General features: G+C 26.4%; 26 protein-coding genes. 11 read left to right on the top strand and 15 right to left on the bottom strand.

What is annotated here, in order from left to right; genetic code table 11:
• Positions 1–52: 52 nt before the first annotated feature.
• The 6 genes from AFAEC_RS06770 (at position 53) to AFAEC_RS06745 (ending at position 5,305) form a co-directional block, all read left to right on the top strand.
• A complete protein-coding gene (locus AFAEC_RS06770) occupies positions 53–1,051 on the top strand; it encodes a c-type cytochrome (protein ID WP_026805500.1) in 999 nt (332 codons plus the stop codon).
• 15 nt (positions 1,052–1,066) lie between these two features.
• A complete protein-coding gene (locus AFAEC_RS06765; RefSeq protein ID WP_026805501.1) occupies positions 1,067–2,011 on the top strand; it encodes a cache domain-containing protein in 945 nt (314 codons plus the stop codon).
• Complete coding sequence (locus tag AFAEC_RS06760) at positions 2,008–2,670, top strand: response regulator transcription factor (protein WP_051487509.1); 663 nt, start codon at positions 2,008–2,010, stop codon at positions 2,668–2,670. Before AFAEC_RS06765 ends, AFAEC_RS06760 begins: the two co-directional genes overlap by 4 nt.
• Complete coding sequence (locus tag AFAEC_RS06755) at positions 2,657–3,802, top strand: sensor histidine kinase (protein ID WP_026805503.1); 1,146 nt, start codon at positions 2,657–2,659, stop codon at positions 3,800–3,802. Before AFAEC_RS06760 ends, AFAEC_RS06755 begins: the two co-directional genes overlap by 14 nt.
• Before the next feature lie 69 nt (positions 3,803–3,871).
• Positions 3,872–4,681, top strand: coding sequence for a response regulator transcription factor (locus AFAEC_RS06750; protein WP_026805504.1), 810 nt, complete (start codon positions 3,872–3,874; stop codon positions 4,679–4,681).
• Between the two features lie 69 nt (positions 4,682–4,750).
• Positions 4,751–5,305: a YbhB/YbcL family Raf kinase inhibitor-like protein gene (locus AFAEC_RS06745; RefSeq protein WP_034216306.1), complete on the top strand. Its 555-nt coding sequence runs from the start codon at positions 4,751–4,753 to the stop codon at positions 5,303–5,305.
• A gap of 63 nt (positions 5,306–5,368) precedes the next feature.
• Here the strand turns inward: AFAEC_RS06745 and AFAEC_RS06740 are convergent, their stop codons facing one another.
• Both AFAEC_RS06740 and AFAEC_RS06735 read right to left on the bottom strand, forming a co-directional pair.
• Positions 5,369–6,106 carry a thioredoxin fold domain-containing protein gene (locus AFAEC_RS06740; RefSeq protein WP_026805506.1) on the bottom strand — a complete coding sequence of 246 codons (738 nt, stop codon included), beginning with the start codon at positions 6,104–6,106 and terminating at the stop codon, positions 5,369–5,371.
• Positions 6,107–6,165: 59 nt separating this feature from the next.
• Entirely contained in the window at positions 6,166–7,041 is an 876-nt protein-coding gene (locus tag AFAEC_RS06735) for a LysR substrate-binding domain-containing protein (protein WP_026805507.1), read from the bottom strand.
• A 99-nt stretch (positions 7,042–7,140) separates the two neighbouring features.
• Between AFAEC_RS06735 and AFAEC_RS06730 the strand changes: the two genes are divergently transcribed.
• Complete coding sequence (locus AFAEC_RS06730) at positions 7,141–8,160, top strand: YeiH family protein (RefSeq protein ID WP_026805508.1); 1,020 nt, start codon at positions 7,141–7,143, stop codon at positions 8,158–8,160.
• 37 nt (positions 8,161–8,197) lie between these two features.
• On the opposite strand, the gene AFAEC_RS06725 is transcribed toward AFAEC_RS06730, so the two are convergent.
• Both AFAEC_RS06725 and AFAEC_RS06720 read right to left on the bottom strand, forming a co-directional pair.
• On the bottom strand, positions 8,198–9,100 hold the full coding sequence (locus tag AFAEC_RS06725; RefSeq protein WP_026805509.1) for an AEC family transporter: 903 nt from the start codon (positions 9,098–9,100) through the stop codon (positions 8,198–8,200).
• 3 nt (positions 9,101–9,103) lie between these two features.
• Positions 9,104–9,475, bottom strand: coding sequence for a winged helix-turn-helix transcriptional regulator (locus tag AFAEC_RS06720; protein WP_026805510.1), 372 nt, complete (start codon positions 9,473–9,475; stop codon positions 9,104–9,106).
• A gap of 134 nt (positions 9,476–9,609) precedes the next feature.
• Here AFAEC_RS06720 and AFAEC_RS06715 point away from each other — a divergent pair, with 134 nt between their 5' ends.
• From AFAEC_RS06715 to AFAEC_RS06700, 4 genes are all read left to right on the top strand, one after another.
• Entirely contained in the window at positions 9,610–10,197 is a 588-nt protein-coding gene (locus AFAEC_RS06715) for an NAD(P)H-dependent oxidoreductase (protein WP_026805511.1), read from the top strand.
• 20 nt (positions 10,198–10,217) lie between these two features.
• A complete protein-coding gene (locus tag AFAEC_RS06710) occupies positions 10,218–10,847 on the top strand; it encodes an NAD(P)H-dependent oxidoreductase (RefSeq protein WP_026805512.1) in 630 nt (209 codons plus the stop codon).
• A 122-nt stretch (positions 10,848–10,969) separates the two neighbouring features.
• On the top strand, positions 10,970–12,466 hold the full coding sequence (locus tag AFAEC_RS06705; protein WP_026805513.1) for a hypothetical protein: 1,497 nt from the start codon (positions 10,970–10,972) through the stop codon (positions 12,464–12,466).
• A 99-nt stretch (positions 12,467–12,565) separates the two neighbouring features.
• A complete protein-coding gene (locus AFAEC_RS06700; RefSeq protein ID WP_026805514.1) occupies positions 12,566–14,158 on the top strand; it encodes an ABC-F family ATP-binding cassette domain-containing protein in 1,593 nt (530 codons plus the stop codon).
• Between the two features lie 30 nt (positions 14,159–14,188).
• Here the strand turns inward: AFAEC_RS06700 and argC are convergent, their stop codons facing one another.
• From argC to AFAEC_RS06645, 11 genes are all read right to left on the bottom strand, one after another.
• Positions 14,189–15,142: an N-acetyl-gamma-glutamyl-phosphate reductase gene (gene argC / locus AFAEC_RS06695; RefSeq protein ID WP_026805515.1), complete on the bottom strand. Its 954-nt coding sequence runs from the start codon at positions 15,140–15,142 to the stop codon at positions 14,189–14,191.
• Positions 15,143–15,205: 63 nt separating this feature from the next.
• The gene (locus tag AFAEC_RS06690; RefSeq protein ID WP_026805516.1) at positions 15,206–15,700 is read right to left on the bottom strand and encodes a redoxin domain-containing protein; all 495 of its coding nucleotides are present in this window, start codon (positions 15,698–15,700) and stop codon (positions 15,206–15,208) included.
• Positions 15,701–15,793: 93 nt separating this feature from the next.
• Positions 15,794–17,449, bottom strand: a complete 1,656-nt coding sequence (locus AFAEC_RS12305; protein ID WP_026805517.1) for an efflux RND transporter permease subunit — start codon at positions 17,447–17,449, stop codon at positions 15,794–15,796.
• Positions 17,446–19,005 (bottom strand): efflux RND transporter permease subunit, encoded by a 1,560-nt coding sequence (locus AFAEC_RS12300; protein ID WP_026805518.1) that lies wholly within the window; start codon positions 19,003–19,005, stop codon positions 17,446–17,448. Before AFAEC_RS12300 ends, AFAEC_RS12305 begins: the two co-directional genes overlap by 4 nt.
• On the bottom strand, positions 18,998–19,720 hold the full coding sequence (locus AFAEC_RS06675) for an efflux RND transporter periplasmic adaptor subunit (RefSeq protein WP_026805519.1): 723 nt from the start codon (positions 19,718–19,720) through the stop codon (positions 18,998–19,000). Before AFAEC_RS06675 ends, AFAEC_RS12300 begins: the two co-directional genes overlap by 8 nt.
• Positions 19,717–21,081, bottom strand: a complete 1,365-nt coding sequence (locus tag AFAEC_RS06670) for a TolC family protein (protein WP_026805520.1) — start codon at positions 21,079–21,081, stop codon at positions 19,717–19,719. Before AFAEC_RS06670 ends, AFAEC_RS06675 begins: the two co-directional genes overlap by 4 nt.
• A 120-nt stretch (positions 21,082–21,201) precedes the next feature.
• Positions 21,202–23,148, bottom strand: coding sequence for an HD domain-containing phosphohydrolase (locus AFAEC_RS06665; protein WP_026805521.1), 1,947 nt, complete (start codon positions 23,146–23,148; stop codon positions 21,202–21,204).
• An 8-nt stretch (positions 23,149–23,156) separates the two neighbouring features.
• Positions 23,157–23,822: a flagellar type III secretion system pore protein FliP gene (gene fliP / locus AFAEC_RS06660; RefSeq protein WP_081754502.1), complete on the bottom strand. Its 666-nt coding sequence runs from the start codon at positions 23,820–23,822 to the stop codon at positions 23,157–23,159.
• A 105-nt stretch (positions 23,823–23,927) separates the two neighbouring features.
• Positions 23,928–25,706 (bottom strand): penicillin-binding protein 2, encoded by a 1,779-nt coding sequence (gene mrdA / locus AFAEC_RS06655; protein WP_026805523.1) that lies wholly within the window; start codon positions 25,704–25,706, stop codon positions 23,928–23,930.
• Positions 25,703–26,143, bottom strand: a complete 441-nt coding sequence (locus AFAEC_RS06650) for a hypothetical protein (protein ID WP_026805524.1) — start codon at positions 26,141–26,143, stop codon at positions 25,703–25,705. Before AFAEC_RS06650 ends, mrdA begins: the two co-directional genes overlap by 4 nt.
• Before the next feature lie 66 nt (positions 26,144–26,209).
• The gene (locus tag AFAEC_RS06645) at positions 26,210–26,488 is read right to left on the bottom strand and encodes an EscU/YscU/HrcU family type III secretion system export apparatus switch protein (RefSeq protein WP_034216317.1); all 279 of its coding nucleotides are present in this window, start codon (positions 26,486–26,488) and stop codon (positions 26,210–26,212) included.

The following is a 26,488-nucleotide window of genomic DNA, read 5'->3' as shown; positions in this document are numbered from 1 at the left end:
GTTATCTACAATAGGTATAGTTTTCTAATATAAATAGTAGGAGGAATTATTTATGAAAAAGATTGTAACTGTTGTGGCATTGTCTACATTGGCTATTGGTTCACTATTTGCTTCTGAAGTTGTTAAGTTTGATAAAAAACTTATCAAAGAGAGAAATGATATAGGATATAAATATGAAGGTGCTAAAGTAGAGTACAAAGTTCCAGATGAAAGCACTATTCCAAATAACCAATTTGGAGATTTAATTAAATATGGAAAAGAGTTAGTAGTTCATACTTACAAATATATTGGTCCTGAAGTAGCAGATGAAAAGATGAGATATGCTGGGAATAACCTTTCATGTCAAAGTTGTCACTTAGATGCTGCAACAAAAACTTATGCAGCACCATTTGTTGGACTTCATTCTACATTTCCTCAGTATAGACCAAGAGAGAATAGTATTGGAACTTTAGCTGATAGAGTAAATGGTTGTATGGAAAGAAGTATGAATGGAAAAGCACTTCCACTTGATAGTAAAGAGATGAAAGCTATGGAAGCTTATATCTATTGGTTAAGTCAAGGTGTTCCTGTAGGTGCAAAAGTGGAAGGAACAAGTTTATTTGAAGTTAATAGAAAAATGATACAAACAACGAAAGCAGATCCAGTTAAAGGGAAAGTTGTGTATGATACTCAATGTGCTTCTTGTCATGGAGCAAATGGAGAAGGTGTTAAAAATGAAGGTCTTGCTAATGGCTATTTATATCCACCATTATGGGGGAAAGATAGTTATAATAAAGGTGCAGGAATGTATAGAACTTTAAAAGCAATGGATTTTATTAAAGCAAATATGCCTTTAGGTGCGACACACGAAAATCCAATTTTAACAGATGAAGAAGCTTACAATGTTGCTGTTTATATGAACTTAGATGAGCATAATAGACCTGAAAAAGCAAATAGAGATAAAGATTTTCCAGATGAAGCTGTAAAAGCTCCTGATGTTTATATAGAAGGGAAAGATTCAATTGAAAGAAGAACTGGACCATTTGGACAATTTATCAAAACTAACAAATAAAATAGGAGTATCTTTATGATACTCCCTTTTATAAAAACTTACAAAAAGATATTTACTCTATTTATTATTCTAATAACTATTATTTTATATTTTTTATATAAATATAACAATATTTTAGACAAAAAGTATCTTGATATTTTTGTATCAAATCAAGTGCAAATTGTACAAAATGAGTTAGAAAATCAGAAAAATCAAGCTTTATCTTTAGCTTTAATGTTCTCAAAAAATCAAGATATTATCAAAAACTTAGAAGAGAATAACCATATAGAGCTAAAAAAAGAGCTTTTAAAACTTTTAAATATTATAAAAACATATACAAAAAATAGTATTGATATACAAATTCATACAAAAGATTTAGAAGTTTTTACAAGAAGTTGGGAAGATAAAGATTTTGGGTTAAAACTTGAAAGTTTTAGAGAAGGGCTTGTAAAAGTAAAAAATACAAATAAACCTTATGTTTCAAGTGAGTTAGGAAAAAGATTTAATATAAAAGCTATTGCACCAGTTTATAATAGTAAAAACTCTTTTATAGGTTCTATTGAAGTAATAGTTGATTTTAACCCTCTTGTAAGTAGGTTAAAAGTTTTGGGAATTGACTCCATAGTTTTACTTGAGAAAAACTATTTGAATATAGCAACATACCACAAAAATAGTATGGAGTTAGAAAATTATGTGATTTTAGAAAATAGTTTTAGTAAAAATTTATTTGATATTTTATTAAAAAATCCAAACTATCTTAAAAAAGAGAGTTTTTATTATGAAACAAAAGATAGAGTATTTACTCAACTTCCTTTAGGAAGATTTGAAAATGGTAGTGTTGGAATTTTACTTATCTGTTTTGATAAAAATATAAATAATTTTAGATATTTACCAAATTATGACTATTTTGGACAGATAAATATCAAAAGTGAAAAGAGAAATGATAAAGATATTTCAAAAAAAGAGATAATAATTAGATGATAAAGATATTGTTACTGGAAGATGACTATTTATATAAAATTTCTATAAAAGAGTTTTTAGAGGAGTTAGATTTTATAGTTGATGATTTTGATAATGGTGAAGATGCTTTAAATGCAATCTTTGATAAAAAATATGATTTACTTTTACTTGATATTAGAGTTCCTAAAATGGATGGTTTTGAACTTGTAAAATATGTTAGAGAGGCTTCTATTGATACTCCAATTATTATTTTAACTTCACTTACAGATATAAAAAATTTAAGTCGAGGATATGAGTTAGGGTGTAATGATTATATAAGAAAGCCATTTGATATGATAGAGTTAAAACATAGAATAGAGCAACAAATAAAAAATTGTTTTCAAACAAGTGATGATGCAATTGTGCTTGATTTTGGTTTTAAATATAGTATAAAAAAATCTCTTTTGTATAAGGATAATATTATTATAGAACTTAGTTCAAAAGAGCTTGAACTTGTAGCTTTTTTAGTACAAAATCGTGGTTTTTTTGTATCTATTGAGAGTTTACATGAAAATGTTTGGGAAAACAAAGATATTTCATATGCAGATATAAGAATGTGTATTAAGAGAGTTCGAGAAAAGACAAATAAAGATTTTATAAAAACTAAGAGATTTTTAGGATATAAGATTGATAAACAATAAACTTGAGTTAAAGTATGTTGTAATACAAGTTACAATTAGTCTTCTTATAGCTTTTATTCCTATATATTTTTATATAGATGCAACAATAAAAAATCAAAATATAAAAGATAAACTTGATTTACAAAATTATGCAAATCAAGTTGCTTCAATAATAGAAAATTTTGAAAAACAAAATAAGGATATCTTTTATTATCCACGCTCAAATATCTTTTTTTCTAGTATTTTTGATGAAAATAAAAAAGAGATTTTTCACTCAAATACTCCTTTAGAACTTTTTGATGAAGATTTTCAAAGTTTTAATGATAAGTTTTGTTATAAAGAGTATCTATCTTCAAATATTTTGGGTGCTTCTTTTTTGATTGTTTGCAAAAATATTGATTATAGTGAAGTTATTTATAATGCTTTAATTCTTCTTTTAATCGTAAGTTTTTTCATCTTTTTACTCTCATTTTTTGTAATAAAACAAAGCATTGAACCATATAAAAAGTTAAATATCTATTTAGATGAATTTTTAAAAGATGCTATGCATGAACTAAAAACTCCTATTGGAGTTGCAAGAATAAATATTGATATTTTATCAATGAGACTAAAAAATGATAAAAATATTTTAAGAGTAAAATCAGCACTAAAGAATATGACAATTATCTATGAAGATTTAGAGTATTATATGCAACAACATGAGGTAAAAGAGATAAAAGCAGTTATTGATTTTTCACTATTCTTGGAAAAAAGGGTAGAGTTTTTCAATGATTTAGCTATGAGCAGGAATATTCTTTTTCATAAAAATATTGAAAGTAATATAGAGATAAATTTTAATGAAATAGAGCTTTATAGATTAGTTGATAATAACTTGTCAAATGCCATAAAATACTCAAAAAATGACTCAAATATATATGTGAGTTTACAAAAAGAGCAGAATGAGTTTAAACTATCTTTTAAAGATGAAGGAGTTGGAATAAAGGATACAAGCACTATTTTTGAGAGATATTATAGAGGAGATAATATAACTGGTGGTTTTGGAATAGGGCTTAGTATTGTAAAAAATATTTGTAAAAAGAATAAAATTAAAATAGAAGTTGAATCTAAAGAGAATGTTGGTTCAACTTTTAGATATATATTTAGAAATAATTAAAATATATTTATTATTAACTTTTGCTACAATTATTACTTTATAGTGAAATAAGGCAAAAGGAAGAGCGATTTGGTAGAAAATTTTTTAGAAACTTTATCAATTTATCAATATAGACAATATAATAAACAGCCTAAAAGAGAAGTTTTTATATCTACAAATATTTTAATCTTTGTTGTAAAAGGCAATAAAGTTTTACATTTAAAAGATGAAAAAATTGTTGTAAATTCTAGTGATGTACTTTTTTTAAAAAGTGGAAACTATGTTATGAGTGAAATGTTAGATGAATATTTTGAATCTATACTTTTTATGTATGATGATACTATTCTTTTAGATTTTATTAAAAAATATAATTTAGATTTTGATGAAATATCTTCGTTTGATAATAACTATTTTAAGATTAAAAAAACATCTATTTTTGAAATATTTCAATCTTCGATTTTATCTTATTTAGAAGTAGACTCATCAAATAAAGAGTCTATGATAAAGTTAAAATTAGAAGAGCTCTTTTTTAATATATTAGAATCTGATTCAAAAGAGTATTTTAAAATATTTTTATCTTCAATTTGTAATCAATATTTTTTTAAAATTAAGATAGAAAAAGAGTTTATGTATGATAAAAATATTCTATTATTTGCAAAAGAGTTTAATATGACAGATTTAGCTTTTAGAAATAGATTTAAAACTATTTTTGGAATAACACCAAAAAAGTGGCAAAATGAAAAAAGATTTGAAAGAGCAAAGCTATTATTGGAAACAACAAATTATAATGTAACAGAAGTTTGCTATATGAGTGGATTTGAAAATATATCATGGTTTATACAAACTTTTAAAAATAGATATAACTTTACTCCTAAACAGTTAAAAAATAAAAAACAATAAAATATGAACATTTTCTAATAGAATTAATTTTTAAGATTTAATATAATATTACAAATAAAAGGAGTTAAAATGATAAAACAAAATAAAATCCCATTTTCAGGTAAAAAAATATTATTAAGTTTGGTTTGTTGTGCAAGTTTTATGTTTGCAGATAATTTTACTTTAAAAAGTTCTACTTTAAAAGGGCAATTAACAAGTAAAGAGGTTTTTAATGGTTTTGGATGTACTGGAGAAAATATTTCACCACAACTCTCTTGGGAAAATGCTCCAAAAGAGACTAAATCATTTGCAATTACAGTTTATGACCCAGATGCACCAACAGGTTCTGGATGGTGGCATTGGCTTATTTTTGATATTTCAAAAGATAAAACTTCAATTCCAGCTGGATTTGGAAATAGTGAAGCAAAAGATGTTATTCAAAGTATGACAGATTTTGGGAAAACTGGTTTTGGTGGAGCTTGTCCTCCTATTGGAGATAAAGCTCATAGATATATTTTTACAGTTCATGCTCTTGATGTTGAAACTTTAGGTTTAGATAAAAATGCAAATCCTGCACTTGTAGGATATATGTTAAATTCTCATACAATCTCTAAAGCTTCTTTAATTTCGTATTACGGAAGATAGAACTATTAAAATCTACTTTTTAGAAGCTCTATAAAAGTTTTTAAAAGTAGATTTAATTTTGAATTACTCTACATTTATTCCATATTTTTCAAGCATATCAACCCAAATAATACTATTTCCCTCTTTGTCAAAAAGTGCAGGAGTGCTTTGAACATTTAAAGTTTGAGCTAAATCTATATGTTCATCTAGTTGTTTTTCCAGTTTATTTAATTCAGCTTTTGAGTATTTTATATTTTTAATTTTACTTAAATCATCTCCAATATTAAACTCAAACATAGCATCAATTTTTTGATTATTTGTTTTTTGTCCCATTATATATAGAGTTAAATTCTTTGCATTTTCATGAAAATCTAAAGGAAAATAAAATACTCTTATCTTCACTTTATCTTTAATTTGTGCAAAATATGACTCAAATTTTTTACAGTATGTACACTCAGGATCTGTAAAAAGTACATATTCATCTTTTCCATTTCCATAAGTAAATGACTCTTTATTTTTTAAAATAGATAAATCAACAGGAACAGAGATTTGGAAGCCAGTTTTTGAATTTACAACAACACCAGAAATTAGATAGTTTTTATCTTTTGTTAAGAAAACTTCATCTTTATTTCCTTTTACAATAATATCCAACATATACAAACTTCCAATATCAAAAGCTTTGTTGATTTTTATACTATTCTTTTTAAGAAGTTCTAGTTGTTCAAGTTTTAAGGCTTCATTTTTATTGAGCTCTTTTAAAGCTGCAAAACTAGAATTTGTAAATAAAAAAGTAAGAAATAGTAGTTTTAAAATATAAGACATAATTCTCCTTAATTGAATTTTTGGCGTATTGTATCTATTTATTATTTAGAGTATGTAAATTAGTTAAAAGTAAATTTATCTTTTAAAAATTTTATAAAAGTTTCAAAAAGTAGGTTCTTATTTTTTTCTATATGATAGATTAAATAAAACTCTCTTTTTAGTTCCAAATTTTTAAGTTCTATTTGAAATAGCTTTTTTTCATCTAACTCTTTTTTTACAATTACTTTTGATAAACTAGTTACTGTATCTTTATTATTTAAAACAATAGTTTTTATCTCTTCAAAATCTTGCAGTTGCATAAAAATATCTAATTCTTTTGCTATATTGCCAATTTTATTCATAAAAATTTCTCTCGTTCCACTTCCTGTTTCTCTTAGTATCCATCTTTTTTTTATAGTATCAATAAAGGCACTTTTAGGCTGATTTTCATCGCTTGATACGACAATTAACTCATCATCTGCTAATTTCTCCTTTACTAAACTACTATTTTGTGTATCTACTTCAATAAGACCAATATCAAGCTCACCTTTTAATATTTCATCTATAATTTTGCTTGAATTAATAGTTGAAATATCAAGTTTTACATCTTTATATTTTGATAGAAAATCATAATAGATATTTGGCATTATATAGTTTGAAATAGTTTTACTAGCAGCTATTTTTATATTCCCAGCTAGTTTATTCTCTTTAAAAATTGTTGTTGCATCTATAAGTGCTAGATAATAAGGAAGAGTTTTCTCTTTAAAATATTTTCCTCTTTCATTTAATATTAGCTTTTTACCTATTCTATCAAAGAGTTGCTCATTTAGACTATTTTCAAGTGATTTTATAGCAAGTGAGATTGCTGATTGACTTATATTTAGTTCATTAGCAATTTGTGTAACCTGTGAGTTTTCACTTAATTTATAAAAAAAGTGTAGTTCTTTTAGAGTCATATGTTTCCTTATTAAAAATATATATTATTATATTTTAAATAATATATTTTACAAATTAAAGAATTGGAGTTATACTTGTAAAATAAAAGGAGTTATATTATGAAAACTAATAATAAAAGAATAATAAATACTTTTTATGGAGTAATATTTGTATCTTTTTTTGCATTAATTGCAACAATTATATCAGAAGTTGAACTTTTCAAAAAACTAGCAATTAGCCCACTTATTATTGGAATAGTTTTAGGTATTATTTATGCAAATAGTTTGAAAAAAAGATTTGATATTTTTCAATATGGAATAATCTTTTCTACAAAATATATTTTAAGATTAGGAATTATCTTATATGGTTTTAGGCTTACTTTTCAAAATCTTCAAGATGTAGGTTTTAATGGTATTTTAATAGCCTTTTTTATAGTTTTTCTCACTTTTATTTTTGGTTATCTAATTGGAACAAAAGTTTTAAAAATGGATAAAGAGTTAGCTATTTTATGTAGTGCAGGAAGTTCTATTTGTGGAGCTGCTGCTGTTATGGCAACAAGTGGTGTTCTTAGAAATGAAGTATATAAAAGTGCAGTTGCAGTATCTTTTGTTATAATTTTTGGAACAATTGGAATGTTTTTATATCCTTTTTTAGTTACATTAGGACTATTTCCTTTTACAAATTCACAAATTGGTATTTATATAGGAGCAACACTTCATGAAGTAGCTCATGTTGTTGGTGCAAGTAATGCTTTAGGTGAAGTAGTATCAACAAATGCAATTATTGAAAAAATGATTAGAGTTATTTTTTTAGTTCCATTTTTGATTTTATTACCATTTTTCTTGATTAAGACAAATTCTAATATAAAAAAAGATAGAGCAAAAATAGTAGTTCCTTGGTTTGCAATATTTTTTATAGTTGTAGTTGGATTTAATTCTTTTGGATTATTAGAAAAGAATATTGTAGAAAATATTAACTTCTTAGATACTTTTGCTTTAACTATGGCTATGTGTGCTTTGGGAATGGAAACTAGCATAGATAAATTTAAAAATAGTGGAATAAAGCCATTTTATCTATCTTTTATTTTATTTGTTTGGTTAATTATTATTGGGTATTTTTTAGTTTGGTTTTTTGTGTAAAGTAGCTAAAAATAGCTACTTTTTATGAAGTGATTTTTTATATTAAAAAATATGAAAAAAGATATGTTGTCACAAAAGATATGAGTATTCCATATCCCACAATTGCAGAACTAAGTCTTGGAGCTAGTCCTGCCATAGCAGCTATTGCACCTGCTGTTATCATTGGAGCCATAGCAGCTTCAAGTATTGATACATTAGCCACTAATCCTTCCCAAGCAAAAATTTTACAAATAATAAGTGCAACTATTGGAGCAAATATAAGTTTTACAAAAAGTGCTACACTAAATGGTTTTATATCTTCTTTTGGAAGTTTTAGTTGAAGTCCTAGACCAGCAGCTACAAGTGCAACTGGAACTGTTGTAAGAGCAAAAGCTTCTAAAACTTTTGTAATTGTTGGATGAAATTCAACTCCCACTAAAAATAAAGAGATAATTAAACATAAAAACGGAGGGAAAGTTAAAACTTTTATTGTAATTAATTTAAAAGTAACTTTTGTTTTACTTGTATATAAAGATACTATAAAAGTTCCATATATTGCAAAAGCTAAGAAAGTTCCTAATTGGTCATAAACAAGTAAATAAGGCATAAAATCTTCATTTGGAAAGTATGTATCAAGAAGAGGAATTCCCAAGAATGAACTATTTGTTAAAATAGCAACAAGCATTAATGAACCAGTAACTTCTTTAGTAAAATTAAATATTTTTGATAAAAGAAGTATTAATAAAGCACTTGTTGTCATTACAATCCAAGCAATAATACCTGGAATCATAAGTTCAAGTGAAAAGTTAATTTTTGGAGTTTGTAAAAGTACAATTGCTGGATATGATACATAAAGTACAAATTTATTTAGAGCAATAGAATTCTCTCTTTGTAGAATTCCTAAACGATTTAAAATATATCCTAAAAAAAGTGCTGATAAAATTAAGATTATATTTTCCATGTTTTACTCACAAAAATTATTTTTACATTGATTTTTAGAAGTTATTTCCCCAAACTCTTCTACATAATCTATTCCCCATTTATGCATATTTTCTAATACAGCTCTTAACTTTTCTCCACAAGGAGTTAGGCTATATACAACTTTTGGTGGAATTTGTGCAAAAACTTCCCTATGTATAATATTTTTTTCTTCGAGCTCTTTTAATTTTATAGTTAGAGTTTTTTGAGTTATTTCATTTATTATCTCATGTAACTCTTTAAATCTTTTTTCTCCATCAAGTAAGTGCCAGATAATTGCTAATTTCCATCTATCATTAAAAATATCAAGTGTTACAGCAACGCTGCATTTATACTCTTTATCATTTATATAATACATAATTAAATCCTTAAAATTTAAAAAAAGATTATATCATAAAGATAATTAAGCTCTTTTACTTACCTAAAGTAAAGTAAGAGAAATTTAAGTTTTTGATGTATATAATTTTCAGATATTTTACTAAGGAGAAAGAGATGAAAAAGATTTTAATTATAAATGGTCATCAATATTATGATGTAGTAGCAAAAGGTGAATTAACAAAAAATTATATAGATAAAGCAACAGAGTTTTTTCTTAAAAATGGTTTTGAAGTAAAACATACAGAGATCGAAAAAGGTTATAGTATAGAAGATGAGTGTCAAAAGTTTGAGTGGGCTGATGCAGTTTTATTTCAGTATCCAGTTTATTGGATGGGTGTTCCTTGGATTACAAAAAAATATTTTGATGAAACTTTTACTCAAAATAGACACTATGAAAGTGATGGAAGAAGTAGAAGTGATGAGAGTAAAAAATATGGAAGTGGTGGTTTATTAAAAGGTAAAAAATATATGTTAAGTATAACTTACAATTGCCCAATAACAGAGTTTAGTAATACTGAAGGTTTTTTTGATGGGTTATCTTTAGATGAAGCTCATATTGCTACTCATAAAACTTTCCAATTTGTTGGTCTTGAACCACTAAAAACTTACTCTGTTCATGATATATTTAAAGGTAATTTAGATTTAAACAAAGAACTAATAAAATTTGAAGAAGTTTTAAAAAGTAATTTTTTAAGTAAATAATTAAATAAAAGGAGAATATTATGGAAAAAACATTTGCAGAAGCTATGGATTTTAGACATGCTTGTAAAATATTTGATGAGACAAAAAAAGTTAGCAATGAAGATATAAATTATATCTTGGAAGCAGGGAGAAAATCTCCTAGTTCATTTGGACAAGAGCCATGGAAGTTTTTAGTTATTACAAATGATGAGTTAAAAGCAAAATTAAGACCATATTGTTGGGATCAAGTACAAATTACATCTTGTTCACATTTAGTTGTACTTTTGGCTGCAATTAGTAGTGTAAAAGCAGATTCTAGTGAAGTTTTAAGAAAATTTAATAGAAGAGGATTACCACAAGATATGGTTGATGCTTATATTAAGAAATATACAAATCATTTAAATGATACTCTTAGTAGTGATGAAAAAACTTTTGCTTGGACTTCAAAACAGACATATATAGCAATGGCAAATATGATGACAGCAGGTGCAGTTAAAGGAATAGATTCTTGTCCTATTGAAGGTTTTGAAAGAAATAATGTAGAAAAAGTTTTAAATTTAGATACAAAAGAGTATCAAGTGAGTGTTATGATACCTTTTGGATATAGAGTAAAAGAACAAAGTAAACAGTTAAGAGATAGTTTAGAAAGTATTGTTGAGTATATAAAATAATTTACTATTAGAAAATTATTTTATTTTATAAATTAGATAAATACAAAGCTTCTTAAGGTTATAAAAATATAAGAAGAAATGTGATATTATAAAAGGACATGAAATTTATAAAAAGGTAGAAGATGTTAAATCTTGGAGAGATTGAAACTTGGTTAAAAGAACACGGTATAAATAACTATGTAATTTCTGATGATTATCATGTTTCAGTACAAGGTAATGTAAATTTAAACGACAAATTAAAAGGGCAAAGTTTACCTATTACTTTTGATAGAATTGAGGGTTATTTCGATATTAGTAACAACAATTTAACATCTTTAGTTGGTTGCCCAAAAGTTGTTGTAAAAGATTTTAATTGCTCAAAAAACAAATTAACATCTCTTTTTGATTGTCCTATTGAAGTTGGTGAATTTGATTGTTCATATAATTTACTAAAAAACTTATCTTATGGACCAAAAGAGGTAAAAGGTAATTATAATTGCTCTTTTAATGAATTAACTTCTATAAAGGCAAGCCCTAGAACTGTTAAGGGATTTTTTAAATGTAATGATAATAAATTAGCATCTTTAGATGGTGGACCTAAAAACATTGATGAGGATTTTGATTGCTCTCACAATTTTATTGAAAGATTAACAGGTGGTCCAATCACAGTTAAAGGTGATTATATTTGTCATGGGAATAAACTTAGCGATTTAGAAGGAATTGCAGATGAGATTATGGGAGATTTGGTTACAGATGTAAAACTAAATAATCTTCCATCAAAGCTAAATGAAGATGACCAAAGCTTAAGATATAAAGGTAGTGCAGTAATTGCACATATATATAAACCAGTAGTATCTTTGGTAAGTAATGAAGATGTTATTACTTGGTTAAATAGATATGAAATTAAAAACTATACAATCTTGAGTGATGGCTCTGTTGATGTTGCTGGTGATGTAAAACTTTCAGGAAGATTACCAAATTTATATAAATTGCCTTTAAAATTTAATGTTATTGATGGGGATTTTGATATAAGTGAAAATGAGTTAGTCTCTTTAGAAGGAAGTCCTATAAAAGTAAATGGAAGTTTTTTAGCTCATAAAAATGAGTTGAACTCTTTAAGAGGTGGACCAAAAGAGGTAAAAGGAAGTTTTATTATATTACATAATAACATCACATCTTTGCAGAACTCTCCAACAACAGTAAAAGGTGATTATATCTGTTCTCATAATCCGTTAAGATCTCTTGAAGGTCTAAATACTGTTTTTGGATATGTTTTTACAGGAGTTTATGTAGCTAGATTGAAGTGTCAAAAATATAACTATAAAGGTGTTACGACTTATAAATATCCTGGTGATTCAGTAATGAAATATCTTGATGAAGAGTATATCTCTTTAACTGAAGAGGAAAAAGCATTTGAGGCTACAAAGAAAAATTTAGAAAAAGTTATTAAAAAAATGTTAAATACGAACACTTTAACAAAAGAGATGGTAACAGATCAACTTATTAAAAATCTTACAAAATATCAACTAGACCAACTAAAAACAAAAGTTTTATGGATTAAAAATCCACCAAATGAAGAGAATAGTGATGGTGTTAGTGAAGATGAGATTATGAAATTGGCTTTTGAAAAAGAGCTATAATCTCACTCTTAAGATATAAAAACTTTTTTTTAGATATAATCCCTAAAATTCTAAAATTAATCATAAATAAAAATAATTTAAAAATGGAGTTACTATAAAATGGTTCAAACAGTTAATTTAAAAAAAGCATTTGGAGCAAGAGTTCTTTTTGCTGAAATAAATTTAAAACTTGATAGTGGAAAAAGATATGGTTTAATCGGTGCAAATGGAGCTGGTAAAACAACATTTTTGAAAATTCTTTCAGGGCAAGAAGAGGCAACTGAAGGTGAAGTACAAATTCAAAATGGAAAAAAAGTAGGGGTTTTATCACAAAACCAATTTGCTTATGAAAATTTTACAATCTTTGATACAGTTTTAATAGGAAATAAAAGATTATATGATGCAGTAAAAGAGAAAGAAGAACTTTATATGAGTCCAGAGTTTACGGATGAGGTAAATAATAGACTTGCAGAGTTAGAGATTATTTGTTGTGAAGAAGATCCAACTTATGAATATGATGTTAAAGTTACAAAAATACTTGAAGATTTAGGATTTCCTGCCTCAACTCACCAAAATTTAATGAGTACATTAACAGGTGGAGATAAAGTTAAAATTCTTTTAGCTCAAGTTTTATACCCAAAACCAGATATTTTATTTTTAGATGAGCCTACAAATAACCTTGATATTGATACTATTGGTTGGCTTGAAAATCAGCTTCAACACCATGATGGAACAATGGTTGTTATTTCACATGATAGACACTTCTTAAATGCAGTTTGTACAAATATTTTAGATGTAGATTTCAAAAAAATAAGAGAGTTTAGTGGAACTTATGATGACTGGTATATAGCTTCAACTTTAATAGCAAAACAACAACAAACAGATATAAACAAAAAACAAAAAGAGAAAGAAGAGCTTGAAAAGTTTATTGCAAGATTTAGTGCAAATGCTTCAAAAGCAAAACAAGCAACTTCAAGACAAAAACAGTTAGATAAATTAGATATTCAAGCTATCGAAGTATCAAGTAGAAGAGATCCATCTATTATTTTTAGACAAAAAAGAGAGGTTGGAAAAGAGCTTTTAAGTGTTAAAAATCTTTCAAAATCTTATGGAGATAAAGTTGTTTTAAAAGATATCTCATTTACTCTTGAAAAAGGTGATAAAATAGCACTTATTGGACCAAATGGAGTTGGGAAAACAACACTTTGTGAGATTTTAATGGGTAATTTACAAGCTGATAGTGGAGAGGTTTTCTGGGGTGCAACAATTCAAAACTCATATTTTCCGCAAAATACAACAGATATTATAAATGGAGATTTCACTTTATATGATTGGCTTAGAGGATTTGATAGAGAAGCTGATATTGGTGAGATTAGAAACTGTTTAGGAAGAATGCTATTTAATGGTCAAGAGCAAGAGAAAAAAGTAGATTCTTGTAGTGGGGGTGAAAAACACCGAATGATGCTATCTAAAATTATGTTAGAACAAGGAAATTTCTTAGTTTTAGATGAACCTACAAATCACCTTGACCTTGAAGCAATTATCGCTTTAGGAGAGGGGCTTCATCAATATGCAGGTTCTGTTATTTGTGTATCTCACGATAGAGAGTTACTAGATGCTTATGCAAATAGAATAATAGAAATTCAACTTGATGGAACTATAATTGACTTTAAAGGAAGTTATGAAGAGTTTATGGAGTCAAAAGCTTCTTAATTTAGAAAAGCAAGATTTTTTAATCTTGCTTTAGTTTTTTGCTATTTGTAAACCTTTTTTCTCTTCAAGTCCAAGCATAATATTCATACATTGAATAGCTGCTCCAGAAGCACCTTTTCCTAAATTATCAAGTCTTGAGATAACTACCAAATCTGTCTTGTTATCATAAATTGAAATCTCTAAAGAGTTTGTATTATTACATTTCATAGGATTTAAAAAACCACTATCTAAATACTCTTCATTGTTTTCTATAACTTTAATAAATAGTTCATCTTTATAATACTCTTTGTAAAGTTTTAATAACTTATCTTTTGATAGATTTTTCTTTAAATCTTTTTTTACTAAATATGAAATTACTAGCATACCTTGTTTGAAATTACCAACACTTGGTGTAAAAATAGGGGCTTCTTTTAATTTTAAAACATATTTCATCTCTGGAAGATGTTTATGATTTAAGCTTAAAGCATAAGGTCTTTGTCCTCCAATAACTTTAAAATCTCCATTTTCATAATCACTTATCATAGAACTTCCACCACCACTAAAACCAGTTATTGAGTGGCAAATTAGCTTATGTTTTTTGCTTATTATTTTATTTTTAACTAATGGTTTCATTGAAACTATCAATCCACTTGCATGGCATCCTGGAACACAAACTCTTTTTGAATTTTTGATTTTATCTCTTTGGTTAGGAGTTAATTCAGGGATTCCATAAACCCAATCTTTATTAGTTCTATGAGCTGTACTTGCATCTATTACTTTTACATTCTCATTCTCAATTAAACTAACAGACTCTCTTGAAGCTTCATCAGGAAGACATAGAAATACCAAATCTGCACTATTTAAAAGCTCTTTTCTTTTATTTATATCTTTTTTATCTTTTTCATCTATTGTTAAAAGTTCTATTTCATCTCTATTTTCTAACATTTCATGGATTTTTAAACCAGTTGTTCCATGTTGTCCATCTACAAAAACTTTAAATTTCATATCTCTCTCCCTAAAAAATTATTATTTTTTGATTTTAGCAGAAATAATCTTGGCTTAACTTTTTTATTTGCTCCACCACATCCTAAAAATCAATCCAAAACTAGAAGTGTATCCAACTTCACTAAATTTTAGATTTTGGTTTTTGTCGTATATAAAAGTTGTTGGAAAAGCTTTTATATTAAATTTATCAGATAAATTGCCATCCTCATCATTTACAACTTTAAAAGTAAGACTGTTTTTTTCTAAATACTCTTCTATCTCTTTTTTACTTCCTGATTGAGTAGCAATAGTTATAACTTCATAATCTTTAGATAAACTTTGAATATTTTGCTCTTCCAAAGCACATATAGGACACCAAGTTGCCCAAAAGTGAACTATAAGAGGTTTATCGTTTTTTACTTTATAAGTTGAGCCATCTAAAAGTGTAAAAGTTTCAAAATCCAGTTTCTCTTTATTTAAATCAAGCCCTTTAAAATAGCTTACTATATTTAAAACTATTATAAAAAGAATTGTATATTTTATTAGTGTTTTAAATATCTTTTTTATCTTTTCATTCATTCTTTACCTTTAGAAAATTTTATAGATTTTACCATTTTAAAGTAAACTAATATTTTTTGTTAAGATAGTGAAACTAAAAGTTCCACTTCTAAATTAAACAATCTTTTCTAAGTTATTTCTTATTACAACTGGCACAAAGAACATAGAAACAATATAAGAGATAAGTGTACCACCTATTAGTGCCACTCCAAGTCCACCAAATACAGCATCATTTGCTATTAAACTACTTGCAAAAACAAGAACTAAAACTGTTAAAATAATTGGTTTTGACCTTGTTGCTGCTGCTTTTGCGATAGCTTCATTTATTCCTAATTTCTCTTCAATTACTAACTGTTTTGCAAAATCTATAATCAAAGTTGAATTTCTAGAGTTTATTCCAATTAAAGCGATAAATCCAATAAGGCTAGTTGCAGTTAGATAAAAAGTATCTTTTGTAAACATATCCATAATAATATGAGCAAAAATTACCCCAATAATAGAGATAAAGCTAGAAAGAACAATTGCACCACTAATAGCAAAGTTTTTATAATACATTACCATTAATAGAAATATTAAAATCAAAGCTATGATAAATGCTGTTCCCAAATCTATGAAAGTATCAATAGTTACTTGTAACTCTCCATCAAAAATTAAATCAAATCTCTCTTTTGTATTTTTATCTATAAAAGCAAGATTTAGCATATTAGTTTTTATTACTTCATATTTAGTTGAGAATTTTTCTAAAAGTTCATCTCTTGAATTTAAAAGTGGATAGATTTGGCTATCATTTTGTGTCTCAGATATCACATTTATAAGTGGTTTTAGATTTTTTGAAGTAAGTGTAGGCTCTTTTATACTCTCTTTTATTGTTACAAGCTCTGATATACTAACCATTTGTCCCATATTATTTATGATTTTTAGACTATTTAGTTTTGAATTTAATGCCACATTTGAGTTATTATCTAACTCTTTCCTATTATCAAGTCTTAAAAAAATTGGGATTTGATTTTGTGCCTCTTTGTCATTTACAACTCCTATTTCCATACCTTCAAAAGCAAGATATAGTGTAGCTTTTAGATGTTCTAAATCAACTCCACTCATAATTGTTTTATTGCTATTTATATTTAGTGAAAATGTTTTAAAATCTTTGTCTGCTAAAATATCAATATCTACTAAAGTATCTTGATTTTTGAAAACTTTTGCTACTTCTACTGCAAAATCTCTTCTATTTTGAAAGTTATTTCCACCATAAATTTCAGCTACTAAAGAAGCAAGTACAGGAGGACCAGCTGGAAGTTGGATAAATTTGATGATTGTCTCATCTTTTTGGCATTTTTCTTGAACTTTTGCTCTTAAACTATTTACTAAATTGTAGCTTGTAATCTCTCTATTTTTAAATCTTTTTATATTTACCATAAGTTCAGCTTGGCTCTCTTTAGTTTTTAGAGAGCTTTGTTTTACCATTCCTGCAAAATCAATAGGTTGTCCAGTTCCTATAAATGCTGAAATATTTGTAATATTTTCATCTTCTTCAAGCTTTTTTACTACACAATTTACAACTTCTTTAGTCTCAAATTTACTAGAGCCATCTTTTAAATCTATATAAATAGAGAAACTATCTGAATCTTTATCTGGAAGCATTTTTGCTTTTAAAATATTTGTTGGAAAAGTTAAAATAGATAAAATAAATAGAATTAAAGTGATGAAATATACTAAAAATATCTTCTTTTTATCATTTAAAATGCTTAAAACTATATTTTCTAGTCTCATTTTTTACCACCTAAAAACTTATTTACAAAATATGGAGTGAAAGCATAAGCAACAAATAGTGAAACGGCTAAAGAAATAGGTACAAAAACAGGAAGAGGGTGCATAAACTCTCCCATCATTCCACCAACAAAAAACATAGGAATAAATACCATAATTATTGCAATTGTTGCTATGTTTGTAGGATTTCCTATCTCATTTGTAGCATTTATACTTAATATTTTTATATCCAAATTTGGATTTTGTTTTTTGTGTCTATGTATATTTTCTATTACAATAATGGCTGCATCAACTAGCATTCCAAGAGATACAATAAGTGCAAAAAGAGTGATACGATTTACTGTTTCACCCATTAGAAAACCAATAAATAGTGTTAAAGATAAAATCATAGGAACAGTTAAAGTTGCTATCATAGCTTCTTTAAATCCAAGAGTAAAAATAAGCAAAATACAGATTATAACTATTGAAGTAAGTAGGTCTTTTACAAGTGCATTTACAGCATTATTTGCTGTATAGCCATCATCTCTTGTGATTGTAAATCTTACATTTTTCTCTAATAATTCATCTTTTTTACTAGATAAAAACTCAAAAATCTCTTCATTTATAGTTACAGAGTTTGCACCTTTTAATTTTGAAGCCATTAGAGTAATTTGACTACTCTCTTCAAAAACTCCAGACTCATTTTTTGTATAGATATAAGCCTCTTTTTTGTTTTGAATATCATATGATTTCTCAATTTTTGCAATATCTTTTAGATATATTGGAGTTTGAAAGTTGTAAGAGATGATTAGATTTTCTAAATCTTTTATATTTTCAACTCCTTTTTCTATTGAGAATAGGGTAAATTCTCCATTTTTTGTATAGTTTCCTATATTTGGAGTATTAAAATTAAGTGCTTCTATTTGCTTTGCTACAAAGGCTAAAGAGAGATTATAAGAGCTAAGTTTGTTTATATCTACAAGTACATTAAATTGCTCTTTTTTTTCTCCTTTTAGCTCAACTAAGGCTACATTTTTTATTTTATTTATATCTTTTGTTAAAGGATTTACTATATTAAAAAGTTCTGTTTGACTTAAAATATCAATACCATCTTTTTTTGCACTGTAAAAGGCAATTGAAGAGATAGGAATTGCTGTATCTATATCCATAGTTTTTATTATTGGTTGCATAGCTTTTTTGGGCATTAATTCCATATTTCTCATAACTTGGTCATAAAGTTTTAGATTTGATTGTTCTTTATCTTCTCCAATATAAAACTGAACTTGTACAATTCCTACGCTATCTTTTGCAAAAGAGTAGATATGTTCAACCCCTTTTATCTCTCTTATTTTCTTTTCAAGTGGGTCAATGATTACTTTTTGAATTTCACTAGCTTTTGCATCTGGAAGTGCAACTATTACAACTCCACCACTAACTTTTATTTGCGGATTTTCCTCTTTTGGCATAATTAAAAGAGATAAAACTCCTAAGATTAGAATAAAAATTCCCAAAATAAGAGTTAAAGGGTGTTCAATAAAGGCTTTTCCAAATTTCCCTGCAATATTTAAATCTTTATTCATCTTTTTTGTCCAAATTTATAGATATTTTTGCATACATATTTGGATAAATTTGGAAATCTTTTTTATCAAAAGAGATTTTTATGGAAAATGAGTGTGCATTTGAGACAATATTTGGATAAATTGCAACTATTTTTCCTTTTGTTTTAAACTCTTGAGAAGGGATTTCTATATCTACTTCTTGATTTAATTTTATATTCTTTAGGTTTGATTCGGCAATATTTGATTTGATTATCAAATCATCTAAATCTGTTAAGATTAAGTGAGGCATTGCTGGCATTGCCATCTCTCCCTCTTTAATTGATTTTTTAATAACCAAAGCATTGTTTGAGGCTTTTACTTTTAAGTAATTAAAGTTTGCATTTAATTCACTTAATTTTGCTTTTGCAGTTATTAAATTTAATTCTAACTGCTCATATTCAAATTTTGAAACTAAATCTTGATTTAATAAATCTTTGTATCTTTTTAGATTTAATTCAAGATTTTTTATTTGGCTTTTTAAAATATCACTATTGTGAATAATATCTGTTGGGTCTATTTCATATAATAGTTGCCCTTTTTTTACACTATCACCTTCATTTACATAGATTTTTGTAATATATCCCATCATTTTACTTGAGATAACTTTCTCATTTTGTGATTCAACTATTCCATCAAGTTGTAAAGTATTTGCAAAGATATTTAGTGTAAATATTGCTAAAAATAGTAGTTTTTTCATTTTTCAAAATCCTTTTTCAAATTATCTCCTAAAACTAAGTTTAGTTTGGCTAAAGCTAGAGAGTTTTCATAAATTGCTTCTAAAAGCATAGTTTGACTCTGTTCAAAGTTTGTTTCTTGATTAAGTAGAGTTGTCATAGAGATTAATCTATTTTTATATTGAAGTTTTGCTTGAGTTAAGACCTCATTTGCTAGTTCTTTTGCCTCTATTTTCTCTTTTAAAACGGCTTGTTTAGTTTTGTAATCTAAAATTGCTTTTTCAAGTTCTAGTTTTATTCCATCTTTTAGCTTTTCAAAATCAAGTTTTGCTTTTAAAGCTTCAAGTCTTGCTTTCTCAACTAAAGCACTTCTTGTTCCATCAAAAATTGTTAAACTAACTCCTAAAAGTGCCATATAGTAATCTTTATCTTTAGAAGTTGTAAATCTATCATCATTTACTCCATACTCTAAATGAGTAAAAACTTGTGGATAGTAGGTACTTTTTTGTGCATTTATATTTTTTTCATTTGCTTTTATAGAGATATTTTGTAAAGATACTTCATCTCTTTTTTCTAAGGCTTTTTTGTACAATTCATCTTGATTTTCTAAATTAAAATATAGATTTTCAATCTCTTCTACATCACTTATATTATCATTTGAAGTTAAAAACTTTAGGTATGCTATTGCTAAATCAAAATTATTTTGAGCTTGGATTAATTTTGAGTTTACATTTAACATATAAACTTTTGCTTCATTTACATCAATTTTTGTAACAAGACCATTTTTATGAAACTCCATTGCTCCATTGTAAATAAAATCTATACTTTTTTTTGCACTTTGCATAGTTTTTATAAAATCTTTTGCTAAAACTGCACCGTTATAAGCTTTTAATACTTCAAACTCCAGATTTTTTTTATCAAGATTATATAAAAGTTCATTTGCTTTTTCTTGGAGTTTTGAAATATCTTTATAGTTTTCTAGTTTAAAACCAGTAAAAAGTGGTAAATCATAGCTTACAAAACTGTTTATTGATGTTATATCATCTGGATAGTTTAAATCTTTTGGCTCTACATTTAATACATTAGGATTTGTAGGATTAAACTCTCCTGCTCCAAAATCTCTAAATGTTGCTTCTCTACTTGATAATTTTCCCATAAAAACATATCCAGCATGATTTGTTCGACTAATATTTGAGTTTAATGATAGTTTTCCATAGTTCATAAAATCTATATTTTTACTATCCTCTTTTGCTATTTGTATATTTATCTCTTGTTTTTTTAAATCTTTACTATTTTCTAATGATTGTTTTAGAGTATCAGGAAAATTTATAGTTTGAGAAAAACAGAGATTAGAAATTAATAAGCTAAGATAAATTTTCTTCATATAATTTCCTATAAATTAAAATTCCGAGATTATAACTAAAAAAAGAGCTTTTGAAGCTTAGAATTATAAATAAAAATTATAATATAAGATATAGTTTTTTTTAATATAAGAATTGTTTATCTAAATTTTATCTTTATACTGTTCTTTGATTTCTAAAATTTTATCAATATTTTTAAAAAATAGATTAACTAAAATTGGATCGAAATAAGTTCCTTTTTCTTTAATAATATACTCTAAAATATCATCAATATGCCAAGCTTTTTTATAGCATCTATCTTGTGATAAGGCATCAAAAACATCAGCAATTGCAGTAATTCTTCCATATAATGGAATGTCTTCACCTTTTAATCCTTGTGGATAGCCTGTTCCATCATATTTCTCATGGTGAGAATATGCAATTATTGAAGCCATTTTTAAAAGAGGTCTTGATGAAACTTTTAAAATTTTATATCCTCTTGTAGTATGAGTTTTTATAATTTCAAACTCTTCGACTGTTAATTTTGTTGATTTATTTAAAATATTATCAGGAATAGCAATTTTCCCAATATCGTGCATTGGGCTTGCAAGTTCAATCATTGATGCTTCTGTTTCATCTAAACCATAAGCAAGAGCTAAAACTTTTGAGTATTTTGCTACTCTTTTTATATGTTCACCAGTCTCTTTTGATCTAAATTCAGCAATAGAACCCATTGTAAAAATGATATCTTTTTGAACCTCTTCTAGCTCTTTATTTGCAGATATATCTTCTCTTATCGCAAAATAGCCTATGTGTTTTCCATTTTTATCATATTCAGGTCCAATATCAGCAAGAACCCAATAAGAAGTTTCATCTTTTCTTAAATTTTTAATTTCATAAGTTGTTTTTTCTTTTTTTGAAAGTTCATTCCACATTTTTTTGAATATATCTTTTGCCATATCAGGATGTCTTACAATATTATGGGGTTTCCCTATTAGTTCCTTTTTTGAGTAACCACTAATTTTGCAAAAAGCTTCACTAGCATGAGTAATAACTCCTTTTAAATCAGTTTTAGAAAAAATTACATTTTTATCATATATTTCTAATAGTGATTCAAGTTCCAATTTTTGTTCATTTATTAAAGCTGTTTTTCTTAAAACTTCTAAATTTAATTTTTTTGTATAGTTTCTATTTAAAAGATATAAAATGGCTAAAAGATATATAATTGAAAATATTGCAATTTGTACTAAATAATGTTTTTCAAACTCTGTAATCGCTGATTTATCTAAATATTTTTCATCAAAAAATAGGATAAAAAATCCCATTTCTCCACCATGAATATCTTTTATCTCATCAGTTGTAACTAAATAATTATCAAATAAAATATAATTCTTTATATATAAAAATTTCTTAAGTCCATTTTTTTCAACTCTTTTTATTAAATCAGCAGAAGCATTAATATTTGCAACATAGTTATTCCCTATAAATAGATTTGTAAATGGCTTTATAAATCTAGGGGTATAATCTTCATCTACAACCATTAAAGGTTCTATTTTTTGCTCTTTTAAAGTTTTATCAATAGAGTTAAATTTAGAAACCAACTCTATTAGACCTATGTATTCACCATTATTATAAAGGGGAAACATAGTTTTAAAAGTTAAATCAAATCTTCCTACACTAATACCTTTTATTGGTCTTGGATTTTTCATCATCTCAACAATATCTAATCTAGCAGAAGCAGCATGATCTCCTACATCTTCAGTCCAACTTCTGTAAAAACTGTAGCCATTTTTATCTATAATTTGTATCCAAAGATTTTTATAATCTGCTAGATTTTCTATCTGTTTTAAAGTATTTTCATAATTTAATAGAGTTCTATCTTTTTTTATGAGAGCTTCAATTATTTTTTTATCTTCACTTAGTATATAAGTAAGGACATCAGTTCTTCCATATTTTTTCTTAACTTCTTCACGGAATAACTCTTTCATCTGTTCACTTTTTTCTAAGTAAACCTTATTTGAAATATTTTTAATTGTTGGGAGAAAATATAAATAGTATGAGATAAGTAGTAAAATTATAAAAATGAAAGATATATAGAAAATTCTTTTCATCTACTTATCTACTTAAAGGATTGTGCTAAATTCCCTATTATTAATTGCCAACCATCAATAGTAATAAAGAAAATAATCTTTATAGGTAGTGAAATCATAACTGGTGGTAACATCATCATACCTAAACTCATTAAAATAGAAGCAACAATAATATCAATAACTAAAAATGGTAAGAATATTAAAAATCCTATTTCAAAAGCAGTTCTAAGTTCTGAAACAATAAAGGCAGGCATTAAAAGTGTGATTGAAACATCTTCTATATTTTTTGGGTTTTCCTCTTTTTTTATTCTATAAAATAGAGCTAAATCAGATTCTCTTGTATTTTTTATCATAAACTCTTTAAAAGGTTGTATCCCTTTTTCTATTGCTACATCGTATCCTATTTTTTCTTCCATATATGGAGAAATAGCAGTTTCCCAAGATTTTTTAGCATAAGGTTCCATAATAAAAATTGTCATTATAAGTGCTAAAGAGATAATTATTTGTGTTGGTGGAGTTTGTTGAAGCCCCATAGCTTGTCTTAAAAGTGAAAAAACTATAATAAATCTTGTAAAAGATGTAACCATTAAAAGTAAAGTTGGAGCTAACACTAAAAGGGCTAAGAATATCGCAATATTAATAGTTTTTACAAACTGTGCTGGTTCTTCAATTGCTGCAACTGATAAATTTACCATAGGAGCAGTTTCTGCTAAACCAAAACTAAATAGAGCTAATAAAACTAAAAATATTTTCAAAAAAAATCCTAAAATAAAAAGTGTTCGATTTTATCTAAAATCTAATTAATTATCCAAAGTGATATATCCTAAGTCTAAGAGTTTATTATATATTTTACTTAGAACTTCCCCTGTGGCACTTCCCCCACCACCACCATGTTCTTGTAGAATTGTTACTACATATTTAGGATTTTTATATGGACCATAACTTGTAATCCAAGCGTGAGATCTTTGATAATATTCCATTTCACTCTCTTTCATTCTAACTTTTTCAGATTGTGGAATACTTACAACTTGTGCTGTTCCTGTTTTCGTAGCTATTGGGACTTTTGAAGTTAGATATTTTCTAGCTGTTCCTCTTTCTCCATAAGATACATCATACATCCCTTTTCTCATAGTATCTAGATATTTTGAAGGAATATCAAGCTCTTTTGGTTCTTCAAAATGAGCTTTATTGAAGTGAGGTTTTGGAAGCTTTCCTGTTGCAATATAGCTAGTATATCTTGCTATTTGAAGAGGAGTTGTAAGCATATTTCCTTGACCAATAGAGGTAATTACAGTCTCTCCGACATACCAAGGTTGTTTTAATCTATTCTCTTCCCACTCTTTATTTGGATTTATTCCAGAGAATTCATTGTTTAAATCAACTCCTGTTGCTTTTCCAATTCCTAATTTATCTAAAGTTTGGGAAATCTTATTTATTCCTAGTCTTAGACTTCCTTTATAGTAAAAATCATCACAACTTTGTTCCAAAGAGCTTCTAAAACCTATATGTCCATGTCCTGTTGTTTTCCAGCATCTAAAATTTCTATTTCCTATTGGTAATGAACCAGTACAGTTTACAGAGAAATTCTCACTTATACCATTTTCTAAAAATGCTAAAGCAACTCCCATTTTTATAACAGATCCTGGAGGATAAAGACCATTTGTAATCTTATTTGTAAATGGGTGGTTAAAGTCATTTTTCATCTTATCCCACTCCTCTTGAGAAATTCCCCTAGCAAAGATATTGCTGTCATACTCTGGAAAAGAAGCAGCTGCTAAAATTTCTCCATTTGTAGCATCCATAATTATAATAGAACCACTTTTACCTATAAAAATCTCTTGTAGATATTGTTGTAGTTTTATATCAATAGAAATTTTTATATTATTGTTTATAGATGCTTCTTTCTCTTCTAATGTTTCAATCTCTTTATTGTAAGCATTTACTTTTACATCTTTATATCCTAGCTCTCCTTGAAGCTTTTTATTGTAATATTTTTCTATTCCATTCTTTCCAACAATTCCTGTATATTTTGCAATATCATTATTCAAAATATCATTTTTAGAGGCTCTCCCTGTATAACCAATAATATGTGAAGCCGCCTCTTTAAAAGGGTAAAATCTTTTTGTTGAAGAGTCTATTTTTATATCTTCATGAGATGCTAAAATCGTATATTTTGTGAAAAATTCATCATAAGGAATATAATCTACAATAGTTATAAAGTTATGATTATATGCTGAATCTTCTTTTAGGTAAGTTTTAATAAGTTTTTCTTTTTCTAAGTTTGGAAGATGTTTTGTAATTAAATCAATTATCTTTTCCAGCTCCTCTTTTTTCTTTTCTCCTCTTAAATGGGGTTTTATTGAAATAGAGAATCCCATCTCATTTATAGCTATTTTTTCTCCATTTCTATCTTCAATAATTCCTCGAATTGGAGTTTTATTAATTCTATTGATATAGTTGTTTTTTGATAACTCTTCATAATATGTATTTGACTTAACAGATAAAAAATATACTCTTGAAAGTAAAGTTATAAGAATTATTACGATAAAAATATAGATTAAATTTAGTCTTAAATTCAAAGAAATACTCCAAAAAATATAAAATCAAAGATTATATTTAATAATAAAGCTATAAATATTTTTTGGTCAATACCATAAAATAAAAACCACATAATAAAAAGTGCAATATAGAAGAATAGCATATAAACATAACTATTTGCTAAATCATAAGAGCTACTTGAATCAGCTTTGGGAATAATAAATATATATATAAATAGTGACAATAAAGTCAATGAAAACGGTTTTATTCCAGAATTTATCTCTATAAATAAAAAAGCTATAACAACAAAAGTTAAAGAGTAGAGATATCTATTTTTAAGGCAAATATAAAATGCTGTAAATAAAACACCAGCAAACATAATCAATAAAAAATTAATTGATGCAATAATGTTTATAGAAATTATAAGAAGTAGAATAAAAAAAAGAATAATTGGATTTTCAAGTTTGTTTCTAATCATATTTTAAAAAATCTTTATAAATTGAAGTCAAAGATTATAATATATAATCTCTTAAAAGTATCAAATTTATCTTTTTTTTGAAAGATCATAAATAAAAGAGAAAATTTCTGCAACAGCTTTGTACATAGAAGATGGAATCTCTTTATCAATATCTATTTTTGATAAAAGCTCTACTAAATCTTCATCTTTTTGAATTGGAATATTGTTATCTTTTGCTATTTTTATTATATTTGTAGCCGTTGCTCCTACTCCTTTGGCTGTAATCATTGGAGCATTGTCTTTTTCTATATCGTATTGTAGGGCTACTGCTTTTTGCATAAAGTTTTCATCTATTTTTTTATCCAT

The organism is Aliarcobacter faecis (assembly GCF_013201705.1).
In the GTDB taxonomy this organism is placed as follows: Bacteria; Campylobacterota; Campylobacteria; order Campylobacterales; family Arcobacteraceae; genus Aliarcobacter; species Aliarcobacter faecis.
Note: the sequence above shows the minus strand (reverse complement) of the source record. Positions and strands in the feature narration are given on the sequence as shown.

Bases quoted from the DNA above. Each gene is read 5' to 3' on its own strand.
- AFAEC_RS06735 (WP_026805507.1), bottom strand. From the start codon at position 7,041: ATGACTCTAAAAGAACTACACTTTTTTTATAAATTAAGTGAAAACTCA.
- argC (WP_026805515.1), bottom strand. From the start codon at position 15,142: ATGAAATTTAAAGTTTTTGTAGATGGACAACATGGAACAACTGGTTTA.
- AFAEC_RS06650 (WP_026805524.1), bottom strand. From the start codon at position 26,143: ATGATTAGAAACAAACTTGAAAATCCAATTATTCTTTTTTTTATTCTA.
- AFAEC_RS06645 (WP_034216317.1), bottom strand. From the start codon at position 26,488: ATGGATAAAAAAATAGATGAAAACTTTATGCAAAAAGCAGTAGCCCTA.
- AFAEC_RS06715 (WP_026805511.1), top strand. From the start codon at position 9,610: ATGAAAAAGATTTTAATTATAAATGGTCATCAATATTATGATGTAGTA.
- AFAEC_RS06765 (WP_026805501.1), top strand. From the start codon at position 1,067: ATGATACTCCCTTTTATAAAAACTTACAAAAAGATATTTACTCTATTT.
- AFAEC_RS06770 (WP_026805500.1), top strand. From the start codon at position 53: ATGAAAAAGATTGTAACTGTTGTGGCATTGTCTACATTGGCTATTGGT.
- AFAEC_RS06675 (WP_026805519.1), bottom strand. From the start codon at position 19,720: ATGAAAAAACTACTATTTTTAGCAATATTTACACTAAATATCTTTGCA.
- AFAEC_RS06725 (WP_026805509.1), bottom strand. From the start codon at position 9,100: ATGGAAAATATAATCTTAATTTTATCAGCACTTTTTTTAGGATATATT.
- fliP (WP_081754502.1), bottom strand. From the start codon at position 23,822: ATGGTAAATTTATCAGTTGCAGCAATTGAAGAACCAGCACAGTTTGTA.
- AFAEC_RS06690 (WP_026805516.1), bottom strand. From the start codon at position 15,700: ATGAATGAAAAGATAAAAAAGATATTTAAAACACTAATAAAATATACA.
- AFAEC_RS06740 (WP_026805506.1), bottom strand. From the start codon at position 6,106: ATGTCTTATATTTTAAAACTACTATTTCTTACTTTTTTATTTACAAAT.
- AFAEC_RS06670 (WP_026805520.1), bottom strand. From the start codon at position 21,081: ATGAAGAAAATTTATCTTAGCTTATTAATTTCTAATCTCTGTTTTTCT.
- AFAEC_RS06730 (WP_026805508.1), top strand. From the start codon at position 7,141: ATGAAAACTAATAATAAAAGAATAATAAATACTTTTTATGGAGTAATA.
- AFAEC_RS12305 (WP_026805517.1), bottom strand. From the start codon at position 17,449: ATGAGACTAGAAAATATAGTTTTAAGCATTTTAAATGATAAAAAGAAG.
- AFAEC_RS06705 (WP_026805513.1), top strand. From the start codon at position 10,970: ATGTTAAATCTTGGAGAGATTGAAACTTGGTTAAAAGAACACGGTATA.
- AFAEC_RS06760 (WP_051487509.1), top strand. From the start codon at position 2,008: ATGATAAAGATATTGTTACTGGAAGATGACTATTTATATAAAATTTCT.
- AFAEC_RS06710 (WP_026805512.1), top strand. From the start codon at position 10,218: ATGGAAAAAACATTTGCAGAAGCTATGGATTTTAGACATGCTTGTAAA.
- AFAEC_RS06665 (WP_026805521.1), bottom strand. From the start codon at position 23,148: ATGAAAAGAATTTTCTATATATCTTTCATTTTTATAATTTTACTACTT.
- AFAEC_RS06700 (WP_026805514.1), top strand. From the start codon at position 12,566: ATGGTTCAAACAGTTAATTTAAAAAAAGCATTTGGAGCAAGAGTTCTT.
- AFAEC_RS12300 (WP_026805518.1), bottom strand. From the start codon at position 19,005: ATGAATAAAGATTTAAATATTGCAGGGAAATTTGGAAAAGCCTTTATT.
- AFAEC_RS06745 (WP_034216306.1), top strand. From the start codon at position 4,751: ATGATAAAACAAAATAAAATCCCATTTTCAGGTAAAAAAATATTATTA.
- AFAEC_RS06720 (WP_026805510.1), bottom strand. From the start codon at position 9,475: ATGTATTATATAAATGATAAAGAGTATAAATGCAGCGTTGCTGTAACA.